The following is a 19,865-nucleotide window of genomic DNA, read 5'->3' as shown; positions in this document are numbered from 1 at the left end:
GGGGCCGCCGCTCGACGGTCGGGGGGCTGGCGCGCGCCCCGGCGGGGGCGGGGGGCGGGGCGCCGGGCCGGGGGTGTGCGGCGGGCGCCTCCGCGGGCTCTGCCCGGACCCGCGCCTCAAACGCCGGCGGGGCTGGAATCTGCCGCCGGCCGGGGGCGTCGGCGGGGGTTGAAGACCGGGGTTGCGCCCCCGGACCCGCGCCTCAAACGCCGGCGGGGGTGGAATGTGCGCCCGGCCGGGGGCGTCGGCGGGGTTGCGTCCCCGGGGCCGCGTTTCGAAGGTCGGGGGGCTGGATCGGCACCGGGTGGGGGCGGGGGCGGGGCGCCGGGCCGGGGGCGGGGGCGGTCGTGCCAAGCTGAACGGTGTGAGAGACCTTTCCGACGCCGTCGACCGAGCCTTCGCCGCCGCGCTGTACGCCCAGGACGACACCGGCCTGGACACCGGTGCCTCGATGCTCGTCGCCGAGCCGGGGCAGTGGGCCGGGGTCGGGCAGGAGCTGCTGGCGCGCGGGGAGGCGTACGTACGGCAGGGCTGGGAGCGCGGTTGGCAGCCGGCCGACGTGCTCCGGCTGGTCCGGCGGGACCTCGACGAGCGGCACCTGCGGATCACCGGCGACCTGATCGCCGCCGAGGCGCGCCGCTACGCCAGGCTCCCCGAGCGCTGGACCGGGGCCGAGGCCTGGTGGGGCGAGGACACCGGGTACGCCGAGCGGCTGGCGCAGCGCGAGCGGACGGACCGGTTCACGCTGGCCACCGCCTTCCTGGAGGTGTTCCGGCTGCTGATCCGGCTGCCCTCGATCGAACCGGTGGGCCCACTGCCCGGCGATCCGGTGGATGCGGTCGAGCACGCGCACATCGAGCCGCGGATGCTGGGCCGGATCCGGGCCCTGCTGGCGAAGGCGGAGGCCACGACCTTCCCGGAGGAGGCGGAGGCCCTCAGTGCCAAGGCGCAGGAGCTGATGGCCCGGCACACCGTGGACGAGGCGGTGCTGGCGGCGCGGACGGGGGCGTCGCGGACGCCCGGGGCGTGCCGGATCGGTGTGGAGCCGCCGTACGAGGAGGCCAAGGCGGTGCTGCTCGACGCGGTGGCGACCGCCAACCGCTGCCGGGGGGTGTGGAACAGCGCGTTCGAGTTCTCGACGGTGGTCGGCTTCGAGAGCGACCTGGAGGCGGTGGAGCTGCTGTACACCTCCCTGCTCGTACAGGGCACGGCGGCGATGACCCGCGCGGAGGCCGCACAGCGCTCGGGCGGGCGCAAGCGGACGAAGACTTTCCGGCAGTCGTTCCTGCTGGCGTACGCCAGCAGGCTGGGTCAGCGCCTCGCGGAGACGGCGGAGCACACGGCGGCGCAGGCCCCGGACAACCTGCCGGCCCTGGTCGCGCGCGACGTGGCGGTCACCTCGCGGGCCGAGGAGATGTTCCCCCGGACCACGACGACGCGGCTGCGCGGGGCGACCGACCACGCGGGGTGGGAGGACGGGACGGCGGCCGCCGACCGCGCCCACATGGGCGGGCGGCGCAAGCCGCTGCCCCACTGACCGTCCTCGATCCGCGCCCCGTCCTCGCCCGGACTTCCTGGCTCACCCTCGCCGCGTCCACCTTCGTCAGCCACCTTCGTCGATCACCTCGTCGGGTCCTCGCACACGGCGCTCGTCCCGGCCCTCCTCGCCGCACGGACCTGCGCGGCGGGTCCGATGTGGGCGGCGGGGCCACCGCCGGGATCATCGCCTCGGGAACGTCGCGATCATGCTGGTCACCGTCACCCTGCCCCACCTCGGTGCCGCAGGCCGCCGACCACGCGCCGCCGTGCGGATGCCGGACGCCCTCGACGAGGTGTCACGGGCCTTGCACCCCCGCGTGGTTGGGTTCAGGTGACCAGGGAGTGATCAAAGGAGTACCCCGCGTGCACGTGCATCTGCCCATGCAGGCGCTCATGAACACAGCTATGATCCGGTGCAGTTGACATCTGCACTATCGGGGGCTTCCTGTGGACCACGCGTACAACGGGATAGCAGCTGCAGAACTCGCTTCCTTGTATGAGCTGACCTGGCAGAAGAGCAGATACAGCAACTCGCAGGGCTCCTGCGTCGAGTTCGCGAGGCTGCCGGGCGGCGACGTCGCCATGCGCAATTCGCGCTTCCCCGACGGCCCGGCGCTCGTCTACACGCCGGCCGAGATCGAGGCCCTGCTCCTGGGCGTCAAGGACGGCGAGTTCGATCACCTGATCACCTGATCAATTAGCGGAACAGCGCACCGATCGCGCCATGCACGTGCACCGGCCGGAACCGATCCAGAGATCGGTCCCGGCCGGTCGCCGTGGTCGCGAGGTGACGTCCGTTCAGTCCTGGAGCAGGAACAGCGCCCAGACCACCTTGCCGGTCAGCCGTCCCGCGAGCGGGTGCCAGCCCCAGCTGTCGCTGTACGAGTCCACCAGGAACAGCCCGCGCCCGGACTCCAGGTCGACGTTCTCCTCCGTGCGCTCCGGCGAGAAGGCACCGCCGGGCCGGCCCTCGCTCGGATCGCGCACCGCGCACACCAGCCGCGTGCTCCACCGCATCAGGTGCAGCCGTACCGGCGGCTCCGCCTCGGCGCCCGCGGCCCGCACGTCCTCCGGCAGGGCATGGCGCAGCGCGTTGGTCACGAGCTCGGAGACGACCAGGGACACGTCGTCGAAGCGTTCGTCGAGACCCCACTGGGACAGCGTGGACCGGGTGAAGGAACGAGCCCCCCGTACCGCCTCGAAGCGGGCGGGCAGAGCGCAGGACGCGGACCCCGAGACAGCCGTGGGGTCGACCGGGGGAAGCCCCTGCCGTAACGGCTCGAGCATGGTCGATCCATTCGTCCCCATGCGAGGCACTCCCGGGATTCGCGGGCGGAGCGGCGGCTTCCGTCCAAAAAGAACTGCGGGGTGGGTCCGGCGCCGGCGCGAAGAGCACGCAGGTGCGCGGCACCATCGTTCCGAATGGCGGAGCCGGATGCAAGGGCAGATGCACGTGCACGCGCCGGACGTGTCCGCTCCCGTGATGGTTCTTGCTCATTTCTCCCTACGCATACTTGCGGACTTCTTTCCCCACGCGTGGGATTCCGTTACAGAACGAGTACGGGCCGATGCGTTTTGGTGGCAGACTGCGGCCCCTGGGGTGCGGGGGCCCCTCGACGCACGCGTACGCCACGGCGATGGGGAGGGCAGTACTAGTGACCGCAGAAGCGAGCGGTTCTGTGGTGCGCCGCATCCTCCTGGGCTCACAGCTCAGGCGACTCCGAGAATCCCGCGGCATCACCCGTGAGGCGGCCGGTTACTCGATCCGCGCGTCCGAATCGAAGATCAGCCGCTTGGAGTTGGGAAGGGTGAGTTTCAAGGCACGGGACGTCGAGGACCTCCTCACGCTCTACGGAGTCACCGACAGCGCGGAGCGCGAGTCGCTCCTCGGGCTGGTCCGTGAGGCCAACGCGACGGGCTGGTGGCACAGTTACGGCGACGTGCTGCCCGGCTGGTTCCAGACCTACATCGGTCTGGAGGGCGCGGCGTCCCTCATCAGGATCTACGAAGTGCAGTTCGTGCACGGCCTGTTGCAGACCGAGGCCTACGCCCATGCCGTGGTCAGCCGCGGTATGCCGGGCGCCACCGCCGCCGAGATCGACCGCCGCGTCGCGCTGCGCCTGGAGCGGCAGAAGGTCCTCGTCGCCGAGAGCGCCCCGGTCTTCCACGCCGTCCTCGACGAGGCCGCGCTGCGCCGCCCGTACGGCGACCGGGACGTGATGCGCGGGCAGCTGGAGCACCTCATCGAGATCTCCCAGCGGCCCAACGTGCACCTCCAGGTGATGCCCTTCTCCTTCGGCGGCCACGCGGGCGAGAGCGGAGCCTTCACCCTGCTGCGCTTCCCCGAGTCCGATCTGCAGGACATCGTCTATCTGGAACAGCTGACCAGCGCCCTCTACCTGGACAAGGAAGAGGAAGTGCGTCAGTACGGGCGGGCGATGGAGCGGCTCCAGGCGGACTGCCCCGATCCCGACCGGACCCGGGATCTTCTCCGTGGTCTGCTCCAACTGTCTTGATTCGCACGTACTATGACGTCTGATCAGTGCATGACGACCGATCGGTCTCCGGTGCAGCGCACGGGTGCGCGCTCGCAGTAAGGGATGGCATGTCCATATTCAGCGACCTGGCTCACCAGTACATCGACGGCGAATGGCTGGCCGGTACCGGTTCGTGGGACATCATCGACGTCAACCCCTACAACGGCGAGAAGCTCGCGGCCATCACCGTGGCCACCGTCGAGCAGGTGGACCGGGCCTACCGGGCTGCCGAGCGGGCGCAGAGGGACTGGGCCGCCACCGGCCCGTACACCAGACGCGCCGTCCTGGAGCGCGCCCTGCGGATCACCGAGGAGCGCGAGAAGGAGATCGTCGAGGCGATGATCGACGAGCTCGGCGGGACCCGTCCCAAGGCCGAGTACGAGATCCACCTCGCCAAGGAGTTCCTCCGCGAGGCGATGCAGCTCGCCGTCCGCCCCGAGGGCCGGATCCTGCCCTCGCCGGTCGAGGGCAAGGAGAACCGGGTCCAGCGCCTGCCCGTCGGTGTGGTCGCGGTGATCAGCCCGTTCAACTTCCCCTTCCTGGTCACGATGAAGTCGCTCGCCCCGGCGCTGGCCCTCGGCAACGCCGTCGTGATCAAGCCGAACCAGAACGCCCCGGTCGTCGGCGGCGGGGTCATCGCCAAGATCTTCGAGGAGGCGGGCCTCCCGGCCGGCCTGCTGAACGTCCTGGTCACCGACATAGCCGAGATCGGTGACGCGCTCCTGACCCACCCCGTGCCCAAGGTGATCTCCTTCGCGGGATCGGACCGGGTCGGGCGGCACGTCGGCGCGGTCGCCGCCCGCCACTTCAAGCGGACGGTCCTGGAGCTCAGCGGCAACAGCGCGCTCGTCGTACTCGACGACGCCGACCTCGACTACGCGGTGGACGCGGCCGTCTTCAGCCGCTTCGTCTACCAGGGCCAGGTCTGCATGGCCGCCAACCGCATCCTGGTCGACGCCTCCGTGGCGGAGGAGTTCACCGAGAAGTTCATCGCCCGCGTCCGCGGCCTGCGCACGGGCGACCCGCGCGAGGCCGACACCCACATCGGCCCGCTGATCAACTCCTTCCAGGCCGACGCGCTGACCGCGCTCGTGGACCGGGCCGTGGAGGAGGGGGCCCGCGCCCTCGTCCGGGGTTCTACGCGCGGCAACCTCGTCGAGCCGACCGTGCTGGCCGGAATCCCCGAGGACTCCCCGCTGCTGGGCCAGGAGATCTTCGGGCCGGTCGCCCTGCTCGTGGTCTTCGACGGTGAGGATGAGGCCGTGCGGCTGACCAACGCGACCCCGTACGGCCTGAGCGGCGCGGTGCACACCCGGGACGTCGAGCGGGGGGTGCGGTTCGCGCAGCGGATCGAGACGGGGATGATCCACGTCAACGACTCGACGATCGGCGACGAGCCGCTGGCGGCCTTCGGCGGCGAGAAGGCCTCGGGCCTGGGCCGGCTGAACGGCGAGGCCACGATCGAGGCGTTCACCACCCAGAAATGGATCTCCGTGCAGCACGGGCGGACGCGCTTCCCGTTCTAGGTCGGGACCGTTCTAGACTCGACCGGGCGTAGCGCAGCCGCCGCCCGGGGGAGATTCAGAGTTTGAGCAACATACCGGAGACCGGCCGGACCCCTCGGGTCCAGAACCGTCTCGTCGTGATCCAGATCGTGGTCTTCTCGCTGCTCCTCACCCTGGGCGGCCGTCTCTGGTACCTCCAGATACGCAACGGCCAGGAGTACACCGACGAGGCCAAGAACAACCACGTGCAGCGGGTGGTCCAGCCCGCGGTGCGCGGCTCGATCCTGGACGCGCGCGGGGTGCCGCTCGCGGACAACGCCACGCACCTCGTGGTCTCCGCCAGCCGTACCGAGCTGCTCAAGATGAGCGACAAGGGCAAGGGCGTCCTGACCCGCCTCGCCGAAGTGCTGGGCATGAACCCGCAGGACGTCATCGACAAGGTCCGGCTGTGCGACTCCAAGACCCGGCAGCCGTGCTGGAACGGTTCGCCGTACCAGCCGATCCCGGTCAGTGACGAGGCCACCACCGAGCAGGCCCTCCAGCTGCGCGAGCACGCCGAGGACTTCCCGGGCATCACCGCGGAGCCCACCGCGCTGCGCCGCTACGCCGGCCCGGACGGGGCCAACACCTCCCAGGTGCTGGGCTACCTCTCGCCGGTCACGGACGAGGAGATCACCAAGGCGAAGAACTCCGACTCGCCCTACCTGCGCTCCGACCAGGTGGGCCGCTCGGGCCTGGAGCGCACGTACGACAAGGAGCTGCGCGGCAAGGCCGGGATCACCCGCTACGAGGTGGACAACCTCGGCCGGGTCACCGGGCAGGGGCAGACCGACCCGGCGCAGGCCGGCGCGAACATCGTGACCTCGATCGACTCCCGCGTGCAGGCGGTCGCCGAGCGCGAGCTGAACAACGCGATGATCGAGGCCCGCGACACGTTCGACAAGAACAACACCCGGCGCAACTACGAGGCCGACTCGGGCGCGGTGGTGGTCATGGAGAACAAGACCGGCCGCATCGTGGCGATGGCCTCGAACCCGACCTACGACCCCAACGCCTGGGTGGGCGGCATCTCGGGCAAGGACTACGCCCGGCTCACCGACAAGGAGTCGAACTACCCGCTGCTGAACCGGGCGATCCAGGGCCAGGCGGCCCCGGGCTCCATCTTCAAGGTGGTCACCTCCACGGCCGCGGTGAACGCGGGCTACCCCTTCAACCGGCGCTACCCCTGCCCCAGCGCGTACTCGGTCGGGAACCAGACCTTCACGAACTTCGAGTCGCAGGGCTACGGCGACATCACCATCGGCCGGGCCCTGGAGGTCTCCTGCGACACGGTGTACTACGCGATCGCCGACCAGGAGTGGAAGAAGGACGGCGGGATCAACCCGAAGAAGAACCCGAACGACTGGTTCCTCAAGACGGCCCACGAGTTCGGCCTCGGCAAGCGGACCGGCATCGACCTGCCGAACGAGGTTCCGGGCCGGGTCCCCGACCGCAAGTGGAAGCAGGACTTCTTCGAGGCGAACAAGGCCGCCTGGTGCCGGGACGGCAAGAAGAACGGCAGCTTCGCCGAGAAGATCGCGTACGAGAACTGCCGGCAGGGCAACCAGCTGCGCGAGGGCGACGCCATCAACTACTCCATCGGCCAGGGCGACACCCTCGTGACGCCGGTCCAGATGGCCTCCGTCTACGCGGCCATCGCCAACGGCGGCACGATCCACCAGCCCAGCGTCGGCAAGGCCGTGGTCAGCGCCGACGGCACCTCCGTGCGTCCGATCGAACCGAAGGCACTGGGCAAGCTGCCGATGGACGCGAAGACGCGGGACGACATCGACGGGGCGCTGGCAGCCGTCGCCACCTCCGGCAGCGCGGCCTGGCGTTTCGTCGGTTGGCCGCACAAGCAGATCCCGATGCACGCCAAGACCGGTACGGCCGAGGTCCAGGGCAAGCAGACCACCTCGTGGTTCGCCTCGTACACCGAGGACTACTCGATCGTCATGACGATCTCCCAGGGCGGCACCGGCTCGGGCGCCTCGGGCCCGGCGGTCCGCAAGATCTACGAGGCGATGTACGGGCTGGACCCGACGGGCAAGCAGGACCTCGCCAAGGCCCTGCTGCCGAAGCCGGCGACGGAGCTGCCGGCGATCCGCCCGGACGGGGAGATCGACGCGAACTGACTCCCCGATCCGGGCGCATGGAGGACAGAATCTGACCGCAAGGCTCCGTAGTGTCGTCGTTGTCAGCAGCGGACACCACAGAACCCAAGAGGCGGTCGGTCATGGCTCAGGCAACCACAGAGGTACCCGGTGACGAGCGCGGCACGCTCCTCGCCTTCGTCGAGGCCCAGCGCGCGGCCATTCGCGAGTCGCTTCTCGGACTGACCGAGGAGCAGGCGGCGAGCAGCCCGAGCGCCAGTGAGCTCTCGCTGTCCGGCCTGCTCAAGCACGTGGCGGAGTGCGAACTGAACTGGCTGCGGATGGCCCAGCAGCGGCCCAACGAACTGGCGCGCACCGAGGAGACCTGGGGCGACTCCTTCCGCCTCGTCGAGGGCGAGACCGTCCCCGGCGTCCTGGCCTTCTGGGACGGGGTCGCGGAGCAGACGGCCGCCTTCATCGCCGAGGTCCCCAGCCTCGACGACAGCTTCCCGCTGCCCCCGGCGCCCTGGTTCCCGCAGGACGCCAAGGTCTCCATGCGCTGGATGCTCCTGCACCTGGTGGAGGAGTTCGCCCGGCACGCCGGTCACGCGGACATCGTCCGCGAGACCATCGACGGCACCCGCGCCATGGGGTAGCCGCTCCGGTCCCAGTACCGTGGCCCCATGTCAGCGATCCGGCTTCTCGTCCTCGGCGCGGTCCGTCAGCACGGGCGGGCGCACGGGTACCAGGTGCGCAACGACCTGGAGTACTGGGGCGCGCACGAGTGGTCCAACACCAAACCCGGGTCGATCTACCACGCGCTCAAGCAGATGGCGAAGCAGGGCGTCCTGCACGCCCACGAGGTGGCTCCCAGCGCCGCCGGCGGGCCGCCGCGCACGGAGTACGAGGTGACCGACGCGGGCCGGGCCGAGTACTTCAAGCTGCTGCGCGAGGCCCTCGCGGCGTACGACCAGAAGGCGGACCTGCTCTCGGCGGCGATCGGCTTCATGGTCGACCTGCCGAGGGCCGAGGTGCTGGCCCTGCTGCGGGAGCGGCTGGGCAAGCTGGCGCTCTGGCGGTCCTCGGTGACGGACTACTACACGCCGGAGGGCGGCCCGGGGCAGCTGGGCCACATCGGCGAGATCATGCACCGGTGGGTCCATTCCGCGGACGCCGAGGCGGAGTGGACGCGCGGCCTGATCGCCCGGATCGAGGGGGGCGCGTACTCCTTCGCGGGCGAGGGCGGCGAGCCGTTCGTGGGGGTCCTGGCGGAGGGCGAGGAGAACCCGTACGCCACCCGCTGACCGCGCCGGGCGGGTGAGCGGGGCGATGGTGCGCGCAAGTATTCAAATTTGACTACCTTGAGGCCCGGGTGTACTTTGACCGACCTGGCTACTCAAACTTGACTAATCGAGGAGCGAACGATTTTGGCGATCTCCGTCGAAGGTGTCCACAAGAGGTACGGCGACAAGCACGCCCTGGCCGGGCTCGACCTGGAGGTCGCGCCCGGCACCGTCCACGCGGTGCTCGGCCCCAACGGCGCCGGCAAGACCACGGCGGTCCGCGTCATGAGCACCCTGCTGCGCCACGACGAGGGAGTGGTTCGGGTCGCGGGCCACGACGTACGGACGCAGGCGGCGGCCGTCCGCGCCCGGATCGGACTGCTCGGCCAGCACGCGGCGCTCGACGAGGAGCTGGACGGCCGGCAGAACCTGGAGATGTTCTGCCGCCTCCACCACCTGGGCGCCCGGCGGGCCGGACTGCGGGCGGCCGAGCTGCTGGAGCGCTTCGGCCTCGCGGACACCGGGCGCAAGCCCGTGCGCCGCTACAGCGGCGGCATGCGGCGCCGGCTGGACCTCGCCGCCTCCCTCATCACCGACCCGGAGGTGCTGTTCCTGGACGAGCCCACCACCGGCCTCGACCCGCGCGGCCGCGCCGAGGTGTGGGCCTCGGTCCGCTCCCTGGTGGGCGGCGGCACGACCGTCCTGCTCACCACCCAGTACCTGGAGGAGGCAGATCGACTGGCCGACCGCATCGCACTGATCGACGGCGGCCGGGTGGCCGCCGAGGGCACCGCGGACGAGCTGAAGTCCCTGGTCGGCCCGGACCGGATCGTCGTCGTCCTGCGCGACGCGGCGGGGCTCGACCGGGCGGCGCGGCTGCTGCCGGACCCGAACGTGGCGGTGGACGCGGAGGCGCTGACCCTGAGCTTCCCGGTGCGGGACCGGATGGCGGGCCTGGCGCTGACCCTGCGCGCGCTGGAGGACGCGGGCATCGAGGCGAGCGACCTCTCGGTGCGGCGGCCCACCCTGGACGAGGTCTTCCTGCGGCTGACCGACGGCACGCAGCGCATGGAGGTGACCGCGTGAGCGCGGCGACGTGGATGGCGGCCGACTCCTGGACGATGACCCGGCGCGAGCTCGCGCACTGGGCGCGCCAGCCGGTCCAGGTACTGGTCGGGCTGGTCTTCCCGGTGATGATGCTGCTGATGTTCGGCTTCCTGGTGGGCGGCGGGCGCGGGATCGACGGCGAGTACGTCGAGTTCCTGGTGCCGGGCATGCTGGCGCTGACCATGGCCTTCGGGCTGGAGGCGACCATGACGGCCGTCACCCGGGACCTGGGCAAGGGCGTGATCGACCGGTTCCGCTCCCTGCCGATGTCCTCGGCGGCGGTGCTGGTGGGCCGCAGCGCGGCGGACATGCTCCAGTCGGCCCTGGGCCTCGTCGTGCTCGCGGCCGTCGGCCTGCTGCTGGGCTGGCGCTGGCACGGATCGGCGGCGTCCGCGCTGCTGGCCTTCGCGCTGCTCCTGCTGCTGCGCTTCGCCATGCTGTGGATCGGGATCTGGCTGGGCATGCTGGCGGGCCGGCCGGAGCTGGTGCAGGCGGTGCAGATCCTGGTGTGGCCGGTGGGCTTCCTCTCCAACGCCTTCGCCACGCCGGCCTCGATGCCGGGCTGGCTGGGGGCGGTGGTCGAATGGAACCCGATGTCGGCGACGGCGACGGCGGTGCGCGATCTGTTCGGCAACCCGGCGGCGGCCTCCTCGTCCTGGGCCTCCGACCACGCGACCCTGCTGGCGGTCGGCTGGCCGCTGCTGCTGGTCGCGGTCTTCTTCCCGCTGGCGGTCCACCGCTTCCGGGGCCTCGGCCGCTAGCGGCGGGGCGCCCGCCGGCGGGCTTGCACCTCACGTCACGTGAGGAGCCACAGTGAAGGGCGTAACCGACCGGAGGAGCGGAAGGCGATGAACTACTCGGTGGGCCAGGTCGCCGGATTCGCCGGAGTCACGGTGCGCACCCTGCACCACTACGACGAGATCGGGTTGCTCTCCCCGAGCAGCCGCAGCCACGCGGGTCACCGGCGCTACGACGAGTCCGACCTCGACCGGCTGCAGCGCATCCTGTTCTACCGGGAGCTCGGCTTCCCCCTCGAAGAGGTCGCGGTCCTGCTGGACGATCCCCGATCGGACCCGAGGGAGCACCTGCGCCGGCAGCACGCCCTCCTGTCCGACCGGATCGCCCGGCTCCAGCAGATGGCCAAGGCCGTTGAGCACGCCATGGAGGCGAAGAAGATGGGCATCAACCTCACGCCCGAGGAGAGGTTCGAGGTCTTCGGGGACCACGACCCCCAGCAGTACGCCGAGGAGGTCGAGCAGCGCTGGGGCGACACCGACGCCTACGCCCAGTCGCAGGCCAGGACCGCCGCCTACACCAAGGACGACTGGCAGCGGGTCCAGGACGAGGCCGCCGAGTGGGGCGCCCGGTACGTGGCCCTGATGGAGGCCGGCGAGCCCGCCGACGGCGAGGCCGCGATGGACCTGGCGGAGGAGCACCGGCTGCACATCCACACCCGCTTCTACGACTGCTCGTACGAGATGCACACCTGCCTCGGGGAGATGTACGTCGCGGACGAGCGGTTCAAGGCGCACTACGACGCGCTGCGGCCCGGTCTGGCGCAGCATCTGCGGGACGCGATCGAGGCCAACGCGGTCCGCAAGGCGTAGCGCGGACGGGCCGGGAGGCCATGCGAACGACCCCCCTCCGGGACCTGGAACCGGGCGGGGGTCGTGTGCGTTGATAATTGAGAACCGCACCTGCCGCCCCACCTTCCGTCACACCTGCCGCCACACCTGCCGTCACACCCCCAATCCAGGAGAGTCCGGAACCCGTGTACACGCTTGCGCTCGGCCCTGAGTGGCTGTCCCCGGACTATCTGATCTCGCACTTCGGCCTGATCGGAATCCTGGTCATCGTCTTCGCGGAGTCGGGACTCTTCGCGTTCCTCCCCGGTGACTCCCTGCTCTTCACCGCAGGTCTGCTGGTCGCGGACGGGCAGTACATCAAGCAGCCGCTGTGGCTGGTGTGCACCCTGATCGTGGCCGCCGCCATCATCGGCGACCAGGTCGGATACATGATCGGCAAGTTCTTCGGGCCGAAGCTCTTCAACCGGCCGAACTCCAAGCTCTTCAAGCGGGAGAACCTGGACAAGGCCCACGAGTTCATGGACCGGCACGGCCCGAAGGCCATCGTGCTGGCCCGCTTCGTGCCGATCATCCGCACCTTCGCGCCGATGGTCGCGGGCGCCGGCTCGATGAAGTACCGCACCTTCCTGACCTACAACATCATCGGCGGCATCGGCTGGGGCGCGGGCGTCACGGTCGCGGGCTACTGGCTCGGGCAGATCGAGTTCATCAAGACGAACGTCGAGCCCATCCTGATCGGCATCGTCCTCGTCTCGGTCATCCCGGTGGTCTTCGAGGTGCTCAAGGCCCGCAAGGAGAACAAGCAGAGGGCCGCCGAGGCCCCCGCCCCGGCCCTTGCCGAGGACGGCAACGGCCCGCAGGCCCCGGGCGCGCGCGGCCGCCACGCCAAGCGCTGACCCCTCCCCGCACCTCCACGCACGCCCCGGACGGCCCGCGAGGGCCCCGGGGCGTCCGTGTACCCGCGTACGGCGGGCAGAGCGCTTAGGGGCGGTCAGGGGGCGGTCAGGGGGCGTACGGGCGGGCACGGGGCGCGCCGGGCCCCCGACCCGCCCCCGCTAGAAGCCGCGGGTCCGCTTCGCCGCGCGGCGCTTGGCGGCGCTCGCGGCCCCGGGGATCCGCATGAACAGCCGCGAGGTCTCCGACCCGAGGTTGACCCCGATCGCGATGGCGAGCGCGATGGCCGCCGCGTTCGTCAGGGAGCCCAGCCCCTCGTTGAGCCGGTTCTCGGCGATCAGCAGCAGCCCGTAGTACGTGGCCGAGCCGGGCAGCAGCGGGCCGATCGCGGCCGTCACGTACGGCAGGGCCGAGGCGAAGCGGTAGCGGGAGAAGAGCTGACCGAACAGGCCGACCAGCCCGGCGGCGATCGCCGTGGACGGCACGGCCGGGATCTCCCCCGCGTAGTGCAGGGCCCCGTAGGTCACCCAGGCGACCCCGCCGTTCAGCGTGACGATCCACACGGTGGAGCGCTCCTGCTGGAGCAGGATCGCGAAGGTGAACACCAGCACCATCGAGGCCGCGATCTGGATCAGCGGCCGCTGCTGGATCTCCAGGACCTCCTCCGGCCGCGGGGAGGCGTCGAACTGCAGGCCGATGTACAGCACGATCAGCACGCCCATGATGATGCCGATGAAGAGGTACATGACCTCCAGCAGGCGGGCCGAGGCGGTGATGTAGAAGCCGGTCAGCCCGTCCTGCACGGCCGCGACCAGGGCCCGCCCCGGCAGCAGCGCGAAGAGCCCGCCGGTGATCACGGCCGAGGCCTTGACGTCGATCCCCGTCATGTTGAGCGCCACGCCGAGCGCGGCCGGCGGCATCGCGGCGACCACGAACTGGTAGAACTCGGGCAGCCCGCGCCCGGCGCACAGCCATGCGAGCCGGTCGCCGAGGACGGCGCCCATCGCTGCCGCGAAGAAGACGAGGACGCCGCCGCCCACGAGCGTGGAGGCGGCTCCGGCGAGCAGGCCGGCGGCGGCCGTGAGCATCCAGCCGGGGTACGGGTGCCGGTTGCGCCGGATCTCGGCGAGGCGCCGGTAGGCCTCCTCCAACGAGATGTCGATCTCCGCGGCGCTGATGTCGTCCACCAGGCGGAACACGGCGGCGAGGCGGTTGTAGTCGGTGCCCCGCCGGCGCACGGTGCGGTTCGCCGAGACCGGGTCGCCGACCAGCGAGGGCTGGTGCGTGATCGACAGCATCGTGAAGGTGACGGTCGGCTCGCAGCGGTCCAGCCCGTAGGAGTGGGCCACCGCGAACATCGCGGCCTCCACGTCCTCGGCGCCCTCGCCGCCCGCCAGCAGCAGCTCGCCGATGCGCAGGGTCAGGTCGAGCACGCGGCCCACGGCGGGCCCGGTCTCGCTCTGCTTCTGCACGAGGTCCGGGACGGGCCGTACGTCCACCGGCATGCGCAGCATCGTGCGCATGCGGTCCTGCCAGGGGGATTCCTTCATCCGGGCCACGGGGAAGCCCTGGCCCGGGGTGTAGGCGGGCGGGGAGTGCTGCGCGCTGTAGGTGGCCGGGGTGGCGAAGGCGGAGCCCTCGGGAGCGGGGGCGGGCGGACCGGCGCCCGGCGGGCGGGCGAACTCCGAGGTGGGATGGTCCTCCTCGGGGATCTCCGGTTCCATCCCGGGCGGCGGCGTGAAGGCGCTGCGCGCCTCGTCGGACGTGGGCTTCCTGTCCTCCGCCCCGTCGGCTTCCGCCACGCGCCCTCCAGTCCTTGATCACCTGCCGTACCAGTATGCGGAATGGTTTCATCCACGGCGAAAGCAGGCCGCCCCGGGGCGGGCGGCGTCGCGGATCGGCCCCACCACGCGGCAGCGGGCGGCACCCCCGAGGGGTACCGCCCGCTGCCCACTGCCGCGGCGGAGCCTAGTGGTGGCCGCCCTGCGCCTCAAGGCGCTTGTAGGAGGCCTCGATCTCGGCCTCGGCCTCGGTGCGGCCGACCCAGTTCGCGCCCTCGACCGACTTGCCCGGCTCCAGGTCCTTGTAGACCTCGAAGAAGTGCTGGATCTCCAGGCGGTCGAACTCGGAGACGTGGTGGATGTCGCGCAGGTGCTCGACACGCGGGTCCGAGGCCGGCACGCACAGCAGCTTGTCGTCGCCGCCCGCCTCGTCCGTCATGCGGAACATGCCGATGGCGCGGCACTTGATCAGGCAGCCCGGGAAGGTCGGCTCGTCGAGGATGACCAGCGCGTCCAGCGGGTCGCCGTCCTCGCCGAGGGTGTTCTCGACGAAGCCGTAGTCGGCCGGGTAGCTGGTCGAGGTGAAGAGGCGACGGTCCAGACGGATCCGGCCGGTCTCGTGGTCCACCTCGTACTTGTTCCGCGAACCCTTGGGGATCTCGATGGTGACGTCGAACTCCACGTCCTGCTCCTCCATGATCAGCTTCATCGCTTCGAGCCTGCGTCGAACCGAATACGTACGCGTCCGGCCCAGCCCTACGGGGTGGGGTGCCATGCTCGCGGCAAGACGCAGTGGTTAAGTGTCCCTCACGCATATGTGTGATCGCGAAAGGGGCTGGTCCGAGGTGCCATTGGTCAAGACGTGGCAGCTCATCACGGGCTCGGCCGTCGCCGGCCTCGCCCTGTCGGTGACAGCGGTGACCGCCTCCGGCCCATGGGACTCCGGCCAGCGTAAGGCCGAGCGGGACAGGGCCGCCTCCTGGGGCCGTACGGGTGGCGCAGATCACGGCGCCGAACCCCTGCCGCGGGCCGCGCCCAGCGCCCCGGGAGTACTCGGCGCGATCGGCCCGGGAGCGCCTCGCCCCCAGGCCGCCACCGGCTCCGAGGGCGCGGACGAGCAGCTGGCGGCCGTCCTGCGGCCGCTGCTCGCCGACCCCGCGCTCGGCACCGCCCGTACCGCATCCGTCGTCGACACGGCCACCGGCCGGGTGCTCTACGCGTCCGGGCCGCGGGAGGCGATGACCCCCGCCTCCACCATCAAGATCGCCACAGCCGCCGCGGCGCTGGCCGCCCTCGGACCCGAGCACCGGATCCGCACCACCGTGACCGCCGGGTCCGGCCCCGGTGAGATCGTCCTGGTCGGCGGCGGCGACCCCTCCCTCACCGCCAAGAAGAAGAGCCCCGCCGGCTCCGGCGGCAGCCTCGTCGCCCTCGCCGCCGACACCGCCCGGGCCCTCAAGGCCGCCGGGACCGACAGGGTGACCCTGGCCTACGACGACAGCCTGTACACCGGCCCGGCCCGCCACCCGATCGGCGTCAACCCCAACATCGCCCTCGTGACCTCGCTCGCGGCCGATCAGGGCCGCCCCGACGACTCCACCTCCGGCCCCGTGGAGCGCACGCAGGACCCGGCCGGGGACGCGGCCCGCGCCTTCGCCGCCCTGCTCGCCGACCGCGGTGTCCAGGTCACCGGCGCACCCGCCCGCGGCAAGGCGCCCGCCGGCGCCCAGCCGCTCGCCACCACCCTCTCCACCCCGCTGGCCGGGCTCGTCGAACGGATGCTGACCAACAGCGACAACGACATCGCCGAAGCCCTCGCCCGGCAGACCGCCCTCGCCTCCGGCAGGCCCGCGAGCTTCGCGGGCGCCGAGCAGGCCGTCGCCGACCGGCTCACCGCGCTCGGCGTCGACGTCGGCGGCTCCCGCTTCGCCGACGGCAGCGGCCTCGGCCGCGCCGACCGCGTCAGCGCCGGCCTGCTCACCGGCATCCTCGCCAAGGCCGCCGACCCCGAGCACCCGCAGCTGCGGCCCGTCCTCACCGGACTGCCCGTCGCGGGTTTCAGCGGCACCCTGCGCGCCCGCAACGCCGGCAGCTCGCCGGCGGCCGGCCTGCTCCGGGCCAAGACGGGGACCCTGAGCGGCGTGAACTCCCTCGCCGGGACCGTCGTCGACCCTTCCGGCCGGCTCCTGGCCTTCGCCTTCCTCACCGCGGACACCCCCGGACCGGAAGGTGCCGAGAAGGCCCTCGACAAGCTCGCCGCCGCCGTTGCCACCGCGCCCGCGCCGACCGCCCCGTGACGGCCGCCCCGTGACCGGGGCGCGCGCCTGACAGCGGCGCGGGGGGTCCGCCCGGGAGCCGTCCCACGTACGGTTGACGCATGACGAGCATCAGTGGTGCGGAGATGGTCGACTGGAACCTCGCGGTGGCGACCGCGACCCGACTGGTGCGGCCCGGCCCGGAGGTCGGTCGGGACGAGGCCCGGGCCGTCGTCGCGGAGCTGCGCCGGCACGCCAGGACCTCGGAACGGCACGTGCGCGAGTTCACCCGGATGATCGCCGAAGGCGCGGACGTCCACGACACCCCGGTCCTCGTCGTCGACCGGGCCGGCTGGATCAAGGCCAACGTGGCCGGCTTCCGCGAGCTCCTCGCCCCGCTCCTGGGCAAGATGCAGGACCGCCGCGCCGGCGCGCCCGCCGGCGCCGTCCTCGGCGCGGTCGGCGGCAAGGTCACCGGCGTCGAGGTCGGCATGCTCCTGAGCTTCCTGGCCTCCCGCGTGCTCGGCCAGTACGAGACCTTCGCGCCGGTCTCCCGGGACCTGCCCGGCTCCAGCGGCGGGGGCCGGCTGCTGCTCGTGGCCCCGAACATCGTCCACGTCGAGCGCGAGCTGGAGGTGGACCCGCACGACTTCCGGCTGTGGGTCTGCCTGCACGAGGAGACGCACCGTACCCAGTTCACGGCCGTCCCGTGGCTCCGCGACCACCTGGAGGGCGAAATCCAGACGTTCCTCGGAGCCACCGACGTGGACCCGACGACCGTCCTGGAGCGCATCCGCGAAGCCGCCCAGTCCTTCGTCGGCGCCCGCCCCGACGCCGAACACGGCGACGAGGGCCGCTCCCTCGTCGAGCTCGTGCAGACCCCCGAGCAGCGCGAGGTGCTGGCCCGGCTCACCGCCGTCATGTCCCTGCTGGAGGGACACGCCGACTACGTCATGGACGGCGTCGGCCCCCAGGTGGTGCCCTCCGTCGCGGAGATCCGGGAGAAGTTCCAGCAGCGCAGGGCCAGTGGCGCGGGCCGCCTCGACGCGGCGCTGCGCAAGCTGCTCGGCCTCGACGCCAAACTGCGCCAGTACCGCGACGGCGAGCGCTTCGTGCGCGCCGTCGTCGACCAGGTCGGCATGGACGGCTTCAACCGCGTGTGGACCTCTCCGAACACCCTTCCGACCAAGGCCGAGATCGCCGAGCCCGCGGACTGGGTGGCACGCGTCCACCGCAAGGGGAGCGAAGAGAACGAACGAGGCTGAGCCGGGGGCTCCGGCCGGTCCGCTCCTCCACCCGCTCCTTCACCCGCGCCACATATGCCAGGCAGGCCTAAACATGTCTCACTGGGGGAAGCAGCGTCACCCGTCCGAGGGACCGTGGGCCGTGGAAGGGCGTGCGATGCTCGGGGAACGGCTCGGTTCTGTCACCATCGACGCACTCTGAGTGACAGCCCCCGCCCCGCGGGGGCTTCCGGGCAGCACCCCCAGCACCACCGGCACGAGACACCCCAACGCCTTCGAGGCATCCGAACACCACCGAAGGGCACCGGACATGGGTCCCCATCCTGCGGTCGCGGCGATACGCCTGGCGGTCCGCCGCGTACTCCACGACGTCCTCACCGACCTCACCGACCGTCCCGCCGCCACCGCGCCACTGGTCCTCGTCGCCTGCTCCGGCGGCGCCGACTCCATGGCCCTCGCCTCGGCGCTCGCGTTCGAGGCCCCCAAACTCGGCATCCGGGCCGGCGGCATCACCGTCGACCACGGACTCCAGGCCGGCTCGGACCTGCGCGCCGCCGAAGTCGTCACCCGTATGACCGCCCTCCGCCTCGACCCGGTGGAGTCCGTCGCCGTGTGCGTCGGCCGCGACGGCGGACCCGAGGCCGCGGCCCGCGACGCCCGCTACGGCGCCCTGGACGAGGCGGCGGACCGGCTCGGCGCCGCCGCCGTGCTGCTCGGCCACACCCGGGACGATCAAGCCGAAACCGTCCTGCTGGGGCTCGCCCGCGGCTCCGGCATCCGCTCGCTGTCCGGCATGCCCGAGGTCTCCGGAGGCCCCGGCGGTCCCGCCCGCCACCGGCGCTACCGCCGCCCCTTCCTCCGGATCGACCGGCAGACCGCCCGCAAGGCCTGCATGGTCCAGTCCCTCCCCGTCTGGGACGACCCGCACAACATCGACCCCGCCTACACCCGCTCCCGCCTCCGCCACGAGGGACTGCCCGCCCTGGAGAAGGCGCTGGGCAAGGGAGTCGTCGAGGCGCTCGCCCGCACCGCCCAGCTCTCCCGCGACGACGCCGACGCCCTCGACTCCTGGGCCGCCGATGCGGAGACCCGGGTACGGGACGACGACGGCCGCCTGGAGTGCGCGAAGCTGTACGCCCTGCCCCCCGCCGTCCGGCGTCGTGTGCTGCGCAGGGCCGTCGTCGCCGCGGGCTCCCCCGCGGGCTCCCTCTTCGCCCGTCACATCGAGGAAGTCGACCGCCTCATCACCGGATGGCGAGGCCAGGGCGCCATCAACCTGCCCGGACGGGTCGAGGCCCAGCGGCAGGGTGGCAGACTTGTCATCCGGCAGGGCTGATTGGTGCTGAACCACGGCCGAGTCCTCCGGGGACACCCCCGGAGCCCCGGCCGTCGACGAAAGTGATGCGGGTGGACGAGAAGGACATGGGCGACGACCTCCAGTCGGTGCTCATCACCAAGGAAGAGATCGACGCGAAGCTGGCAGAGCTGGCCGCGAAGATCGACGCGGAGTACGCGGGCAAGGACCTGCTCATCGTCGGCGTCCTGAAGGGCGCGGTGATGGTGATGGCGGACCTGGCGCGTGCCTTGTCCACCCCCCTCACCATGGACTGGATGGCGGTGTCCTCGTACGGCGCCGGGACCCAGTCCTCCGGCGTGGTGCGGATCCTCAAGGACCTGGACACCGACATCAAGGACAAGCACGTCCTGATCGTCGAGGACATCATCGACTCCGGCCTGACGCTGTCCTGGCTGCTGTCGAACCTCGGCTCCCGCCAGCCGGCCTCCCTGGAGGTCGTGACGCTGCTGCGCAAGCCCGACGCCGCGAAGGTCGCCATCGACGTGAAGTGGGTCGGCTTCGACATCCCGAACGAGTTCGTCGTGGGCTACGGCCTCGACTACGCGGAGAAGTACCGCAACCTGCCGTTCGTCGGGACGCTCGCCCCGCACGTCTACGGCGGCTGACCCTTCCGCACGCCCCGTCCGCGTCCCCCGGGCGGGGCCC

At 71.7% G+C, this 19,865-nt stretch carries 17 protein-coding genes and 1 pseudogene; 15 read left to right on the top strand and 3 right to left on the bottom strand.

Translation table 11 applies throughout. The annotated features are described in order from the left end of the window. The first annotated feature begins 364 nt into the window (after window positions 1–364). Together ACWFQ8_RS27620 and ACWFQ8_RS27615 are read left to right on the top strand one after the other, a co-directional pair. On the top strand, window positions 365–1,537 hold the full coding sequence (locus ACWFQ8_RS27620) for a DUF2786 domain-containing protein (protein ID WP_453788985.1): 1,173 nt from the start codon (window positions 365–367) through the stop codon (window positions 1,535–1,537). Between the two features lie 449 nt (window positions 1,538–1,986). Then, window positions 1,987–2,232, top strand: coding sequence for a DUF397 domain-containing protein (locus ACWFQ8_RS27615; protein WP_453788984.1), 246 nt, complete (start codon window positions 1,987–1,989; stop codon window positions 2,230–2,232). 105 nt (window positions 2,233–2,337) lie between these two features. On the opposite strand, the gene ACWFQ8_RS27610 is transcribed toward ACWFQ8_RS27615, so the two are convergent. Beyond that, complete coding sequence (locus ACWFQ8_RS27610; protein ID WP_453788983.1) at window positions 2,338–2,826, bottom strand: ATP-binding protein; 489 nt, start codon at window positions 2,824–2,826, stop codon at window positions 2,338–2,340. A gap of 350 nt (window positions 2,827–3,176) precedes the next feature. Between ACWFQ8_RS27610 and ACWFQ8_RS27605 the strand changes: the two genes are divergently transcribed. The 9 genes and pseudogenes from ACWFQ8_RS27605 to ACWFQ8_RS27565 all read left to right on the top strand — a co-directional run bounded on the left by ACWFQ8_RS27605 (window position 3,177) and on the right by ACWFQ8_RS27565 (window position 12,585). Next, window positions 3,177–4,055, top strand: a complete 879-nt coding sequence (locus ACWFQ8_RS27605; protein ID WP_453788982.1) for a helix-turn-helix domain-containing protein — start codon at window positions 3,177–3,179, stop codon at window positions 4,053–4,055. Between the two features lie 89 nt (window positions 4,056–4,144). After that, window positions 4,145–5,602 carry an aldehyde dehydrogenase family protein gene (locus tag ACWFQ8_RS27600; RefSeq protein WP_453788981.1) on the top strand — a complete coding sequence of 486 codons (1,458 nt, stop codon included), beginning with the start codon at window positions 4,145–4,147 and terminating at the stop codon, window positions 5,600–5,602. 62 nt (window positions 5,603–5,664) lie between these two features. Next, window positions 5,665–7,749: pseudogene (gene mrdA / locus ACWFQ8_RS27595) on the top strand (penicillin-binding protein 2); the annotation flags it as partial. Between the two features lie 107 nt (window positions 7,750–7,856). Next, window positions 7,857–8,369 carry a DinB family protein gene (locus ACWFQ8_RS27590; RefSeq protein WP_453788980.1) on the top strand — a complete coding sequence of 171 codons (513 nt, stop codon included), beginning with the start codon at window positions 7,857–7,859 and terminating at the stop codon, window positions 8,367–8,369. 27 nt (window positions 8,370–8,396) lie between these two features. Further along, entirely contained in the window at window positions 8,397–9,017 is a 621-nt protein-coding gene (locus ACWFQ8_RS27585; RefSeq protein WP_453788979.1) for a PadR family transcriptional regulator, read from the top strand. Between the two features lie 123 nt (window positions 9,018–9,140). After that, window positions 9,141–10,082, top strand: coding sequence for an ATP-binding cassette domain-containing protein (locus ACWFQ8_RS27580; RefSeq protein WP_453788978.1), 942 nt, complete (start codon window positions 9,141–9,143; stop codon window positions 10,080–10,082). 14 nt (window positions 10,083–10,096) lie between these two features. Next, complete coding sequence (locus ACWFQ8_RS27575) at window positions 10,097–10,864, top strand: ABC transporter permease (protein WP_453788989.1); 768 nt, start codon at window positions 10,097–10,099, stop codon at window positions 10,862–10,864. Between the two features lie 87 nt (window positions 10,865–10,951). Next, window positions 10,952–11,710 (top strand): MerR family transcriptional regulator, encoded by a 759-nt coding sequence (locus ACWFQ8_RS27570; RefSeq protein ID WP_453788977.1) that lies wholly within the window; start codon window positions 10,952–10,954, stop codon window positions 11,708–11,710. Window positions 11,711–11,874: 164 nt separating this feature from the next. Beyond that, the gene (locus ACWFQ8_RS27565) at window positions 11,875–12,585 is read left to right on the top strand and encodes a DedA family protein (protein WP_453788976.1); all 711 of its coding nucleotides are present in this window, start codon (window positions 11,875–11,877) and stop codon (window positions 12,583–12,585) included. Window positions 12,586–12,744: 159 nt separating this feature from the next. Here ACWFQ8_RS27565 and ACWFQ8_RS27560 read toward each other — a convergent pair whose 3' ends face one another. Both ACWFQ8_RS27560 and ACWFQ8_RS27555 read right to left on the bottom strand, forming a co-directional pair. Beyond that, entirely contained in the window at window positions 12,745–14,385 is a 1,641-nt protein-coding gene (locus ACWFQ8_RS27560) for a threonine/serine ThrE exporter family protein (protein ID WP_453788975.1), read from the bottom strand. 166 nt (window positions 14,386–14,551) lie between these two features. Next, the gene (locus ACWFQ8_RS27555; RefSeq protein WP_008742522.1) at window positions 14,552–15,046 is read right to left on the bottom strand and encodes an inorganic diphosphatase; all 495 of its coding nucleotides are present in this window, start codon (window positions 15,044–15,046) and stop codon (window positions 14,552–14,554) included. 163 nt (window positions 15,047–15,209) lie between these two features. Here ACWFQ8_RS27555 and dacB point away from each other — a divergent pair, with 163 nt between their 5' ends. The 4 genes from dacB (at window position 15,210) to hpt (ending at window position 19,825) form a co-directional block, all read left to right on the top strand. Then, a complete protein-coding gene (dacB, locus tag ACWFQ8_RS27550; RefSeq protein ID WP_453788974.1) occupies window positions 15,210–16,661 on the top strand; it encodes a D-alanyl-D-alanine carboxypeptidase/D-alanyl-D-alanine endopeptidase in 1,452 nt (483 codons plus the stop codon). 80 nt (window positions 16,662–16,741) lie between these two features. Then, window positions 16,742–17,884: a zinc-dependent metalloprotease gene (locus ACWFQ8_RS27545; RefSeq protein WP_453788973.1), complete on the top strand. Its 1,143-nt coding sequence runs from the start codon at window positions 16,742–16,744 to the stop codon at window positions 17,882–17,884. A 289-nt stretch (window positions 17,885–18,173) separates the two neighbouring features. Next, window positions 18,174–19,199, top strand: a complete 1,026-nt coding sequence (gene tilS, locus ACWFQ8_RS27540; protein WP_453788972.1) for a tRNA lysidine(34) synthetase TilS — start codon at window positions 18,174–18,176, stop codon at window positions 19,197–19,199. A 65-nt stretch (window positions 19,200–19,264) separates the two neighbouring features. Further along, on the top strand, window positions 19,265–19,825 hold the full coding sequence (hpt, locus tag ACWFQ8_RS27535) for a hypoxanthine phosphoribosyltransferase (RefSeq protein ID WP_037794157.1): 561 nt from the start codon (window positions 19,265–19,267) through the stop codon (window positions 19,823–19,825). The last annotated feature ends 40 nt before the right edge of the window (window positions 19,826–19,865 follow it).

The sequence above is a fragment of the Streptomyces sp. NPDC055254 genome (assembly GCF_053606025.1).
This window is presented reverse-complemented; position numbering and strand designations above follow the sequence as displayed.